The sequence below is a fragment of the Pelagimonas sp. genome (assembly GCF_050633425.1).
Taxonomy (GTDB): Bacteria; Pseudomonadota; Alphaproteobacteria; order Rhodobacterales; family Rhodobacteraceae; genus Pelagimonas.
The window spans coordinates 16,650-28,036 of sequence record NZ_JBOEGM010000015.1; the positions used below are offsets into that span (position 1 = coordinate 16,650).

11 protein-coding genes are annotated in these 11,387 nt (G+C 55.9%); 2 read left to right on the top strand and 9 right to left on the bottom strand.

The features are described 5' to 3' along the window. Nucleotides 1–407: 407 nt before the first annotated feature. From ACRBB0_RS13145 to ACRBB0_RS13155, 3 genes are all read right to left on the bottom strand, one after another. Complete coding sequence (locus tag ACRBB0_RS13145) at nt 408–1,934, bottom strand: glutamate synthase-related protein (RefSeq protein WP_431374896.1); 1,527 nt, start codon at nt 1,932–1,934, stop codon at nt 408–410. Nucleotides 1,935–2,292: 358 nt separating this feature from the next. Further along, nucleotides 2,293–3,330: an LLM class flavin-dependent oxidoreductase gene (locus tag ACRBB0_RS13150; protein ID WP_431374897.1), complete on the bottom strand. Its 1,038-nt coding sequence runs from the start codon at nt 3,328–3,330 to the stop codon at nt 2,293–2,295. A 68-nt stretch (nt 3,331–3,398) separates the two neighbouring features. Then, nucleotides 3,399–3,761: a DoxX family protein gene (locus ACRBB0_RS13155; RefSeq protein WP_431374898.1), complete on the bottom strand. Its 363-nt coding sequence runs from the start codon at nt 3,759–3,761 to the stop codon at nt 3,399–3,401. Nucleotides 3,762–3,875: 114 nt separating this feature from the next. Between ACRBB0_RS13155 and ACRBB0_RS13160 the strand changes: the two genes are divergently transcribed. Next, nucleotides 3,876–4,763 carry a LysR family transcriptional regulator gene (locus ACRBB0_RS13160; protein WP_431374899.1) on the top strand — a complete coding sequence of 296 codons (888 nt, stop codon included), beginning with the start codon at nt 3,876–3,878 and terminating at the stop codon, nt 4,761–4,763. 6 nt (nt 4,764–4,769) lie between these two features. Here ACRBB0_RS13160 and ACRBB0_RS13165 read toward each other — a convergent pair whose 3' ends face one another. Together ACRBB0_RS13165 and ACRBB0_RS13170 are read right to left on the bottom strand one after the other, a co-directional pair. After that, a complete protein-coding gene (locus ACRBB0_RS13165; protein ID WP_431374900.1) occupies nt 4,770–5,438 on the bottom strand; it encodes an NAD(P)-dependent oxidoreductase in 669 nt (222 codons plus the stop codon). 49 nt (nt 5,439–5,487) lie between these two features. Continuing rightward, a complete protein-coding gene (locus ACRBB0_RS13170) occupies nt 5,488–6,351 on the bottom strand; it encodes an SDR family oxidoreductase (protein WP_431374901.1) in 864 nt (287 codons plus the stop codon). 108 nt (nt 6,352–6,459) lie between these two features. Between ACRBB0_RS13170 and ACRBB0_RS13175 the strand changes: the two genes are divergently transcribed. Then, nucleotides 6,460–6,852, top strand: coding sequence for a winged helix-turn-helix transcriptional regulator (locus ACRBB0_RS13175; protein ID WP_431374902.1), 393 nt, complete (start codon nt 6,460–6,462; stop codon nt 6,850–6,852). Between the two features lie 249 nt (nt 6,853–7,101). Here the strand turns inward: ACRBB0_RS13175 and ACRBB0_RS13180 are convergent, their stop codons facing one another. The 4 genes from ACRBB0_RS13180 to ACRBB0_RS13195 all read right to left on the bottom strand — a co-directional run. Further along, nucleotides 7,102–7,905, bottom strand: coding sequence for a DODA-type extradiol aromatic ring-opening family dioxygenase (locus ACRBB0_RS13180; RefSeq protein WP_431374903.1), 804 nt, complete (start codon nt 7,903–7,905; stop codon nt 7,102–7,104). Nucleotides 7,906–8,391: 486 nt separating this feature from the next. Next, nucleotides 8,392–8,688 (bottom strand): hypothetical protein, encoded by a 297-nt coding sequence (locus ACRBB0_RS13185; protein ID WP_431374904.1) that lies wholly within the window; start codon nt 8,686–8,688, stop codon nt 8,392–8,394. 737 nt (nt 8,689–9,425) lie between these two features. Next, nucleotides 9,426–10,103: a hypothetical protein gene (locus ACRBB0_RS13190; protein ID WP_431374905.1), complete on the bottom strand. Its 678-nt coding sequence runs from the start codon at nt 10,101–10,103 to the stop codon at nt 9,426–9,428. A 523-nt stretch (nt 10,104–10,626) separates the two neighbouring features. Further along, on the bottom strand, nt 10,627–11,387 hold a 761-nt coding region (locus ACRBB0_RS13195; protein ID WP_431374906.1), incomplete at its 5' end, for a hypothetical protein.

Genomic DNA, 11,387 nt, shown 5'->3' on the forward strand with positions numbered 1-11,387 from the left:
TCGGTTTTCGGACGATTTGGAAATTTGGATGTTCCCCGTGTTCGCGTCTCCCTAGGCTCACTCCTCGATAGGAAACAGTGTTTCGGCAGCCTTATGGGCGGAACCGCCAGATGTTTCCAACTTGGCGGCATCAGCACTTGACGCGACATCAAAACTGAACCTGGTTTGCTCGGCGCTTCGACTTGGCCCGGTCCAATTGGTCACGTCTAATTGGCCCCGTCTACTTTGGCCTGTCGAAATGACTCTGTCTTTCGGGGATGAGCTTTTGCTGAAGCAAATGTTTTTCGGCACGGGGCAGCAAAGTTGCAACGCCTCGCTAAACCCAAGGTAAATCAAGGCCCATCAAAGATTTTGGATTTCCAGTGTCAAACGTGGGGGCTCTTTGCGCCCCCACGCGCACCATAGATCTATAGGCCTGCAAAGCGAAGCCCACTCAGATCAGCCATCTCGCGTTTCCATGTTGTCAGATCGTTGGGTCGGAACCCGCTGAGACTGTCGTGACCACAGGCTCGCGCCAAAACCTGCATCAGTTCCACTGACGCACCAAAGTAGCGGGCCAATTGTTCGGCTCCGCGTTGTACGTCCAATCGCTTGCGCAGCTCTGGTTTTTGGGTCGCAACACCCACGGGGCAGTTGTTTGAGTTGCACATCCGCGCGGCGATACAGCCAACCGCCTGCATGGCGCTGTTGCTGAGCGCCACGGCGTCGGCCCCAAGCGCCATCGCTTTGACGAAATCCTCTGCGACACGCAAACCGCCAGTGATGACCAAGGTCACCTCTCGCCCTGTCTTGGCGTCCAGATGCCGCCTCGCGCGGGCCAGAGCCGGGATCGTTGGCACCGAGATGTGATTGCGGAAGATCAATGGCGCAGCACCCGTGCCGCCGCCGCGACCATCCAGAATGATGTAGTCGGCACTGGCCTGAAGGGCGAAATCAATGTCGTCTTCTATGTGGTTGGCAGACAGCTTGAAACCGATGGGAATGCCGCCGGAACGTTCCCGCACCTGATCCGCGAGTTTGCGGAAATCGGCGGGGGTGTGCAGGTCCGGGAAGGTGCTGGGCGAGATGGCCGCGTTGCCCGGTTCCAACCCGCGTACCGCTGCGATTTTTCCTTGCACCTTGTCGCCGGGAAGGTGACCGCCGGTGCCGGTCTTGGCCCCTTGGCCCCCTTTGAAATGGAACGCCTGGACCTTGTCGACCAGAGCAATATCCCAGCCAAATCTTGCAGAGGCCAATTCGTAGAAATACCGCGTGTTTTCGGCTTGCTCTTCGGGGAGCATACCGCCTTCGCCCGAGCAAATGCCCGTACCAGCGAGGTCGGCACCGCGGGCCAGAGCGGTTTTTGCTTCTTCGCTGAGCGCCCCATAGCTCATGTCCGATACAAACAGCGGAATCGACAAGGTCAACGGTTTGGCCGCGCGGGGGCCTATTACAACGTCTGTCGACACGGGATGAGTATCTAACAAAGGCTTGCGGGCCATTTGAGCCGCCAGAATTTGGATGTCGTCCCAATGCGGGAGATCTTTGCGCGGCACACCCATTGCGCCCATTTCACCGTGATGGCCCAGTTTGCTCAGGCCGTCGCGGGCGAGTTCGTGGATACGCGCCACCGTTGGTTCTTCGGGCGTTGGTGCCGCCTGTGGGAGGTCAGATTTTGGCTCCGGCGCGGCATCGCCTTCCTTCAAATCTCCGAGCGTCGCATGGGTGCCGTCGCAAAAGGGCTGGTTCGCGCTGGCTTTGCACTGGCAAAGCGCGACTTTTCCATCTTCGGCGGCGGTGAATTTCAACGGTGTTATGTCGGTGCTCGCATGACTGCCATCACAAAATGGCTGAGATTTCGACAGACCACACCGGCACCAATAATAGTCTTTCCCGGCCTCGAGTTCGACCATAGCAGGTCGTTTTGCAGCAATAATCGGAGGGGTTTGCGTCATGGCTAGCTCCTTGGCTGGCGTGATTGCGATGAGCTAAGTTGAACGCCTTTACCTGCTGCTGTCACGCCCAATTTCAACAGGATCACCGATTGGAAGGGGAATGATCATTTGGGGCTGGTGCAACAGACAGGTTAGACGTGACCCGACACCGAGCCTGCGCGCGCCGCCCCAGTTGTGCCAATTGCATATCCAGGCGCTGTTCAGGATCGCCAGCGCAAATCCCACAAAAATACACGGGTCACCATGTTGCCAGATGCGGTTTCTTTTGAACCATCGCGGCCTTTTAGGGTGTCGTTAGGGGGCGGCAAAGAAACGCTGTTTCCGCGCCCGCCTAACATTTTATCTTACAATCGGGTTCTTATGCTTTTAGGTCATCTCTGACTGCGGGGGCCACTTTGCTGCCCAAGAGCGTGATGGATTTCTGCATCAGGTCCGTTTTGAGCGCGGCTGTGCTCATCTGGAACGTGATCCGAGAGATGCCGCCCATCGTTGCATCTGCTGCGATCATCTTGTCGCGCACAGTTTCGGGGCTGCCGACAAGGAAGGCTCCATCGGGACCGCAAAGCGCGTCGAATTGTGCGCGGCTTGGGGGTGGGAAGCCACGTTCGCGACCGATATCTTTGATCACACGTGCCCAGCCGGGATAAAAGGCATCGCGGGCTTCTTGGTCGGTTTCGCCCACAAAGCCCATTGCATGGATCGAAATCTTGAGATCTTCGCGTTTGTGCCCAGCCTGTTCGCCAGCTTGATAGTAGAGGTCGACCAGTGGGCGGAACCGCTCAAAGCTGCCGCCAATGATGGCGATCATCAGGGGCAAACCAAGAGTACCTGCGCGGGCAAAGGACGCGGGCGTGCCGCCCACACCAAGCCAAATCGGCAATTTGTCTTGTACAGGGCGCGGATAAACGTCTTGCCCAGTCAGTGCTGGCCGAAAGCGGCCCTGCCATGTTACATGGGTCTCTTCGCGCAACTGCATCAACAATCCCAATTTTTCGGCAAAGAGCGCATCGTAGTCTTCGCGCGCGAAGCCGAAGAGTGGGTAGGCCTCGATAAAGGAGCCGCGACCAGCGACGATTTCGGCACGACCGTTCGAGATCAGGTCAATTGTCGCAAAATCCTGAAACACACGGACCGGATCGGCAGCGCTAAGCACTGTTACGGCAGAGTTTAGCCTGATGGTTTTGGTGCGGGCTGCAGCAGCGGCGAGAATGATGGCAGGGGAGGCGTCAAGGAACTCGGCCCGATGGTGTTCACCAACGCCAAAGCTGTCGAGCCCGACGCGGTCGGCGGTTTCGATTTCCGCCAGAAGGTCGGCCATCCGCTGTGCCGCACCTGCACTGGTGTGGTCCTGCATTTCAGGGAGGAAGGCTGCAAAGCTGTCGATGCCGATTTCCATGATCGTTCCTGTCTCTTCATTCAGTGGGTGTCGCGCGCATGAGTTGCCGCGACCAAAGTTGTTTGGCCTTAGGTTGCGGTGCGGCCCAACGGGTCGCTGATTTGTGCGCGGTAGAGGTAGATCACGGCGGCACAGATCAAGCCGAGGATGATCGCAGGCACGGCGGATGGCCCAAGGATGAACAGATGCGCCAAAACGGCACCGACCATTGTCGCGCCAAGGATGGCGGCCCCGAGCACCTGCTTGCCTGGCAGCCAGAGCAGAACCGGGGTGAGTACTTCGATCAGGCCCGTCACATAGCGGAACCATTGGCCAACGCCGACGGCTTCAAATGTGGCGACCATCATTTCGGCACCAGCAAGTTTTGCAAGACCGGCAGCAACGAAGGCCAAGGTCAAAAGGCCGCGCAGGCCAAGAGAGAGATATTTCATTTGGAACTCCTGAAGTGTTTTGTTTTCCTTGCGAACAAAGATAGATTGCTGCAAGTTTGCGTTCAATGCGGGATATTCGGCGCTATATGCGCGAAAATTGTACAAGTTGATGGTATGGAAAAATGGACAGAATTGCGGACGGCCTATCATGTGGCCCGATTGGGAACGGTCAGCGCGGCGGCTGACGCCTTGGGGCTGCACCGCGCCACGGTGAACCGACACATCGATACGCTGGAGGATGAAATTGGCAGTACGATCTTTATTCGGCACGCCCGTGGTTACTCCCTGACCGAGGTCGGGCAGGATATCTTGCGCGTGGCGCAAAAGGCCGACGAAATGATTGAGGATCTTGCCGGGCGCGTGCGAGGGGGCAAGGACCAGATCGAAGGTGAGATCAAGTTGACCCTTCTCGCGCCTTTTTCTGGTTTGTTGATGGGGGCCATCGACCGGTTTCGGTCGAAAAACCCGCATTGCGTGGTGCATGTCGACGTGGGCGAGGATCTTGCGCGGCTGGAATACGGTGAGGCCCATATCGCCTTGCGCGCGGGAGCAAAGCCCGAACATCCCGATTATGTGGTGACGCATTTTGGCGATATCGGCTTCAATCTTTATGCGCATGATAGCTATTTGGTCCGCCACGGAGCGCCCAACACTCAAGACGATTTTGCCGGGCATGTTTTTGTCTTGCCCGAGTTTCCCCATGGTCGTTTGCCCTTTGGCAACTGGATCAAGGATACGATCCGCCCGGATATGGTCGCGTTGTCGTCCCGCGATATCGGGGTGATCGTCGAGGCGGTTTGTGCGGGGCTTGGCATCGGCTTTTTGGGCGATGCAGATGCGCGAAGGCGTGGAAACCTGCGTCCCATTCTGCCCGCCAATCCCGATTGGAAGGTCACCGGTTGGCTTGTCACCCATGTTGACCTGCACCGCACGGAAAAGGTGCAGGCCATGCTGTCATGCATCAAAGAACTGGGCCTGGCGCAGCGCCAGACCCGCCGATGATCGTCTTTAGACCACGGAAATGGTCGGCGTTTTGCCATGCAGATCGCTGCGGTCCAATGCCGCCACCATCCATTCGGCCACGCTCTCCCGTGCGATCTGCATAGAGGGTTTGGGCTGGGACGTGCCATTGACGACGTAGCTTTCGGTCACATCGCCGGTCTTTTTGCCCAGTCCCACGGCACGGCCCACGGTCCAGTCCAGACCTGACGCGGCCAGCGCGGCTTCGACCCCTTCGTGATCGCGGTAAGCGACGCCAAGGTTGGTGCGTTTGATGAATTGGCGGAAAATCCATGGGGCCGCTTCAAAGCTATCGCCCGCACCTGTCGCCCCAAGCTGCACAATCCGGCGAATGCCGTGCTTTTGCATTGCGGCAATCACATTGCCAAAAATGTCGGTCAGCAATGTCGGGGAATTGACGATTTTGGCAAAGGGTGAATCCGACGCGCGGGCGTTGTTCATCGTTGCGATGACGGCGTCACAGCCTGTCATCGCCGCATCCAGATCATCAGCCTTTTCGGGGGTGCCTGTGAACACTGTCAGATTGTCATGCTTTTGAGTAACCGCCTCGGGGCGGCGTGCCAGCACGTTGACGGATATTCCCGCCGCCAGTGCCTTGCTGATCACATGCGATCCCGTGCGGCCAGTGCCACCCAAAACCAATATGCGTTTGGTCATTGTCGTTCTCTCCTGAAAGTCTGTTTTGAAGGCTTAAGAGGGGCTGTGCTCATCCCCGCGCCGCAAGCGCGTCTTTCAGCACTGTCGCCATAGGTGTTGTCGGGCGCCCCAGCATCCGGGACAGGGTGCCGCTGTCATCGAATAGGGCACCTTGGGCGGCAAAGGCGTCAGTCGAGGCAAGAAATCCTGCCAAGGCTTCGGGCAGGCCAGCGTTATGCAGCGCGTCGTGATAGGCTTGCTGGGGCAGGTCGACATAGGCCACCGGTTTGCCGGAAACCTCGGACAGGATTTCGCAGTACTCTGCCATCGTCAGTGCCGTGTCCCCGGCCAGTTCAAGCGTCTGCCCGTCAAAGCCCCCCAGCAGCGCAATCGCCGCTGCTTCGGCCATATCCCCGCGGGATGCAAAGGAAAATCCGCCCTCTCCGGCTGCGCCGAAATGCTGCCCCATGGAGAGGTCCTGCTCCAGTCCCATCAGCATGTTCTCGCTGTACCAGCCGTTGCGCAGAATGGTCGCGGAGAGTGTGCTCTGTGCGATCAGCGTCTCGGTTGCCTTGTGATCGGCGGCCAGTGGCATTGGGCTATCGCTCGCTTTTAGGAGCGATGTGTATACGATGTGCTTGACCCCTGCGGCCTGTGCTTGATGGACCGCTGTCGTGTGATGGGCCATCCGGTTTTCCAAGTCGGACCCCGATACGAACAGCAGCCGGTCGATGCCCGCAAAAGCCTGTGCCAGGCTGGCAGGATCATTGTAATCGCCGCGGCGCGTGGCGATACCTTTGGCGTCAAACGCAGCGGCCTGTTCATCGCTGCGAACCATGGCGACGATATTTTCCTTGGCTGTTTTCTGTGCCAGGATTTCGATCGCGATTCCGCCCAATTGACCCGAGGCCCCGGTCACCAGAAGTTTTGTCATTGTGTTGTCCTTTAGGGTGCATTTTGTGTATAGGTCTCAGATAGAGACCGCTGATTGCCCCGTAAAGGAGGCATGATTTTGTACCTAGGTTACTTGGAGGTAACGTTGATGACCGGACCCGGACGCGCCCGACTTGAGAAAATGCAGGCCGATGGGTTTGACCTGTCGAATTGTCCTGTGCGCACGGTGCTGGGGCATGTGTCGTCGAAATGGACAAGCCTGATCTTGCTGGAATTGGAGACCGACCCGATGCGGTTCAACGCCCTTGCGCGCAGGATTCCAGACATCTCCAAACGTATGTTGACGCAATCGCTGCGTGACCTTGAGCGTGACGGGTTGGTGATCCGGCAAGTCTTTGACACGAAACCGCCAAGCGTCGTTTATAGTCTGTCAGATCTTGGCAGATCCTTCCTGACGCCGCTGATCCACATGGTCGAATGGGCCATGGCGCAACACGACGAGATCAGCAAGTTTCGCGCAAGCTTTGACGAGCGTCATTAACCACGGTGAGCGTTTTTCGCGGCCTTAAAAGGCCGGGCAAGGGGCCGTTTGCAGGCTATTGGTGCAGTGTTGGCGGGCTGTCGTCGTGGTCTCCGTTGGGAGGTTTTTGCCGGCTAGGTTCTGAGCGCGAACTGGTACGTTTCTGCCCGGTTCTAGCGCTGCCTCGCCCCCAAACAGCCCACCATTTGCAGTCGTCAGACAGACTGTAAGTGGCTTTGGGCTGGTGTGGGCGCGCGTTTGCCGTGTGGTTTAGCCGAATTTGTAATTCGAAACGGTGATGCCGAGCGTTTTGCTGACGTCATGGAAAATCCGTGTCGCCGGTTCATTTTCGGCTGCACCAAGGGCGACGAAGAGGGGAACCAAATGATCCTCTTCACGGTGGCAGATGCGCGCAGCAGGGGCGGTTTCCCACTTCAAAATAGCCTCGCGACGTGCGTCAGGCCTAGCCGACATGGCGTCATATAACCAGGCATCGAATTGGGCTGACGCTTCTTCGCCACCACCCCGAAACAGTCTGAGATTGTGAAAACTCAGGCCTGATCCGACAATCATGATCCCTTCATCCCGCAGGGGCTTGAGCGCGCGACCAATGGCGATGTGATCGGCGGGGTCATAAGATTTCAGCATCGAGACCTGAAAGATCGGCATATCCGCTTTGGGGTACATGATTTCCATCGGGGCAAACAGCCCGTGGTCAAAGCCGCGATCCGTGTCGATATGTGCGGAAATCCCCGCGTTTTGCAAAAGCGACAGCGTCCTCGCTGCGATATCTGGTGCACCGGGGGCGTCATAAGTGATGTCGTAGGTATGGGGCGGAAAGCCAGAATAGTCGTACAACATTGGCGGCTTGGCAGCCCCCATGATTGCGACCTCGTCTTCTTCCCAGTGGCCCGAGATCATCAGAATGGCCTTGGGCGGCGCACCGTGATCGGCGATCATTTGCTTTAAAGATGCCTCTAGCGGAGCAAAGGTTTCGCGCATTTGTGGTATCCACGGCCATGGGCCGCCACCGTGCGAGATAAAATATGTTGGTAGGGTGTTGGTCTTGGTCATTATATCCTCGGTTGAATGATTGGATGGTGCTGCTGGGAACCTGGCCCGTTTCAGTAAGTCTCAGTGTGTTTCGCAGGGAAAGGGCGCGCCAGTGCTTTGTGAGAAGAAAGCAGTTTTTCTGCAAGTCAGCCGACAAACGTCCGAATTGGATCGCTTGCACAGCAGGCTAAGGATAAAGCGCAGGCGGTAAGCCGATCCACGTGGTGCAATCGGAGCCTTAGGTCCGCGCGCCCACAAGACAATCATGGCAAAAGCTATCTCGACCACGTTCATGGGTAGCACTATGCATTCACCGGGCCATCCATTCCAATAACGAGCGACGCCGCCCTCTTATTGAAATCACGGTGATTGCGCCTTCGTCGGTCCGCGCCTCGCAAAGATAAACGGCGTTTAAGGCCCGGTTTGGGGCGTCGTTCACATGGGCAAGATCGCAGCCACCTCTATTTGCTGTTGTTATGCCGACATCAGCTCCGACCCCACATTGACCTAGCGACCAACCAAATTGGGGCTAACCTGAAATTGGGTTCGGCCTTGTACATCTTCGATTGCATAAGGGGCGCTGGTATCAATCATAACATGGTCATGTGTCTCCGAAGCGATCATGCACTCCAAGCCCACATTCATTGGAATTTGGCTTGCTGTTCCAGCCTCATCCAATCCGACGACGCAGAGTTTTTCATGGATCACAATAGTTTCTCCCTGCAGGTCGGTGAACTCGAATGCTCCTACCGACGGAAAACCATCGTCCACAAATTCTGTAAATACGACTTTAACATATGCCATTTTCTTGCTCCTGCAGCGGTGCATAACGATGAACGGTTTTAGGGCGTTTGAGCAAGTAAGACGATTCAGGCATGGCAACGGTTCAATCGTTATTCCGCCCGCGCTGCTGACCTTCATAGGCCTTGGAAATTAAACATGTCGCGAAAGTCCAGTGTGACGGGCCGCACCGTAGCGATGATCAGACAAGATAAACGGCAGGTTTGGGCCGGAACTGTCGTTGACGCGCAAACGATGGGGGAGGCACAGCGATGATGGCTTCAAACGACAAGTGTTGAAAAGACGGTCCAAGAACTCGAAAACAGGTTTCATCCGCCGTCCAGAAGGGTTTTGCGACGCAAAAACTTGAGAGGGCATTTGCCCGTTTGAGTTTAATCGCTTCGGATGTCGCTGGGATCGTGTCGCAAGCTCGGGGCCGAATTTTTTGCGCCCAACTGAAAACGGTTGATCGATCGTCTTTATACCTCGATCTACGGCCAAATCGACCACGCCCCAAAAAGAGCGCGGATATCGGTAGCACCCGTGTACGCCGAGCAGGAAGATACCTTTGGCACAGCGGTGGAGTTTGAACGGGAGGCACCCGCATATCAAACCGCAAAAGCTTCCTGCCCGCAATTTTTGTTGGTCCGTCAAACAGGCCCAGCTTGGACCTGTTTAGCTTGCTAAACACAAAACCGATGTCGTCGCGTTCTGTCGATCACATTTGAACCTTGGAACTTTTAAACCAAAGCTCTCAATGTCTAACACGCACGTGACGCGTGGGTGTCAAAACAATCAATAGAATACAAAAATGACCAGGATTGATTGTCAAACCCTTTGGTCAAGTAGATTTGATATGCTGGCAAATTGAGCCAGATTTGCAGATTGCGAGAAGCATCATTCAAAAAAACACTTTCATTATTCCGATCATATACCTGAAAACTCAATTGGGTGCCGTCAGGCTTCTCTTCGACCCAGCGATCTCCGTTCAACACCCGAAACACGCCGCCTTGGTAAACGACATATCCCACATTGTACCCATCCACGGTTGCACTTTCTGGACCAGGGCTTGCACTTGTCGCCTTTCGGGAATTTGGCGTTGTTTTGGGGGTGAACCCGAATTGTGTTGCGCATTCCGAAACTTTTAGCGTAGCTGCGGTTGAGCCGTTTAAGTTCCAACTACGAGACGTCTCACCATTGATTTCAATCTGGATCGTGCTTCCTTTTACAACACTTTGCAAATCTGATGGGATCAAGTCCAACTTGGCATGGCTTTGGCTGGTGCCGTCTTCTCCATCAAAACCAAAGTGAACCTGTCTGTCCGCAAGTCTACCGTCAAAATAGACTGCAGCACCTTTGACGCCGGGCCCACCGCCACCGGGTTTGGTGCCTTGCACCAACAAGCGCCAAGTTTCGTCAAAGCCATTATACTCTAACATGATTTGGTCCATGTAGCCGGATCCGCGTGTTGCCCGGCAGGCATAAATACCGCGTCCGTCGCTGACGCTGTGGACCGACCACCCTCTTACAGAAGCATAGGGAGTGGCGCTGTCTTGCGCGTTTATTGTTTGCGCTGAAATAGGGTCGGCAGTAGAGGCGACAAAAAGAAACGTGAAGGCGACTGCATGTTTCCAAAACGTGCTTTTCTTGATCATTGTTCAAACTCATTTTGTGAGACGCTTCGGTTTAGGAAAAAAGCGCCGTTTGTTGGATACTGTTCTTTTGTTGAGATGTGCCCAGCAGATCCCTGACCCAGCCTATGCAGGCTTAGCTCGTCGTCAACAGGTGACGGCCTGACATTTTTGGCATGGCTGAATTTTGGGCTATGAAAAGTTTGAAAGACTTGGTCATGGCTTTCTCGCGGCGTCAAATGTTGCATTTTATCACTGGCTAGAAGACATAGTTTCGCGAAAAAACTAGAAAGCTTGGTGCGAGTTTGGCTAGGAGTCATGCTCTGGGCGGTCATCTAAAGACATAAACCCGGTTGTCTGCATATCCGATGATCATTGGAAAATCGCGCGTTCCGCCGATGTTTGCCGCTCCACCCTGGACACGTTTCCAAGAAGCGGTTGCATCATCAAAAAAGTGAATGGTGTAGCCTTCGTTGGTTAGCCTGTCTCCAATTGCCCACCCTTGCGCGACATCTCGGGCTTTTAGACCCGGAAGGGACTGAAACGCGTCACCGTTCCAGCGCAGGACGTCGCCTTGTGGGCCAACAAGCCAAGGGTCGTTGTAGCTTCCGCCGACACGGAGGGCGGATATGCCCAAATCTACCCAGCTGCCGGTTTGAAAATCGAAGCGTTTAACCGCAAAGCCACCGTCTTCTTGGCGTTGCCCCTCAAGCATCCAGCCTTCACCAACATCGCGCGCACCGCTTCCGACAGTAATCAGCCCGGAATCGGAAGACATTGCCACATTCCCATCAAGATCAACCATCCAAGGTGCCCAATATGTGCCTCCAATGCGACCGGCGACGGCGTTTTCGATTGGGGCCCATTGCAGGGTGGTGTCATCCAGCCGCATGACGGGATTGCCCGGTCGGCTAGAACCGTCTTCCATGCCGACAAGCCAACCATCCGCGACATCGCGCCCCTGCGCGTTCCCAATAGCCAACCAGCGTCTGCCATCGTCGTAAATCTCGGCGAGCCGAACATCGGCGAGAACACCGTCCGGGTCGGACAGCATATCTGGATCGATTTCCTCACCCTCAGCGACCGGTTCCT

Coding starts and splice junctions, on each gene's coding strand:
- ACRBB0_RS13145 (WP_431374896.1), bottom strand. CDS start 1,934: ATGACGCAAACCCCTCCGATTATTGCTGCAAAACGACCTGCTATGGTC.
- ACRBB0_RS13150 (WP_431374897.1), bottom strand. CDS start 3,330: ATGGAAATCGGCATCGACAGCTTTGCAGCCTTCCTCCCTGAAATGCAG.
- ACRBB0_RS13155 (WP_431374898.1), bottom strand. CDS start 3,761: ATGAAATATCTCTCTCTTGGCCTGCGCGGCCTTTTGACCTTGGCCTTC.
- ACRBB0_RS13160 (WP_431374899.1), top strand. CDS start 3,876: ATGGAAAAATGGACAGAATTGCGGACGGCCTATCATGTGGCCCGATTG.
- ACRBB0_RS13165 (WP_431374900.1), bottom strand. CDS start 5,438: ATGACCAAACGCATATTGGTTTTGGGTGGCACTGGCCGCACGGGATCG.
- ACRBB0_RS13170 (WP_431374901.1), bottom strand. CDS start 6,351: ATGACAAAACTTCTGGTGACCGGGGCCTCGGGTCAATTGGGCGGAATC.
- ACRBB0_RS13175 (WP_431374902.1), top strand. CDS start 6,460: ATGACCGGACCCGGACGCGCCCGACTTGAGAAAATGCAGGCCGATGGG.
- ACRBB0_RS13180 (WP_431374903.1), bottom strand. CDS start 7,905: ATGACCAAGACCAACACCCTACCAACATATTTTATCTCGCACGGTGGC.
- ACRBB0_RS13185 (WP_431374904.1), bottom strand. CDS start 8,688: ATGGCATATGTTAAAGTCGTATTTACAGAATTTGTGGACGATGGTTTT.
- ACRBB0_RS13190 (WP_431374905.1), bottom strand. CDS start 10,103: ATGTTAGAGTATAATGGCTTTGACGAAACTTGGCGCTTGTTGGTGCAA.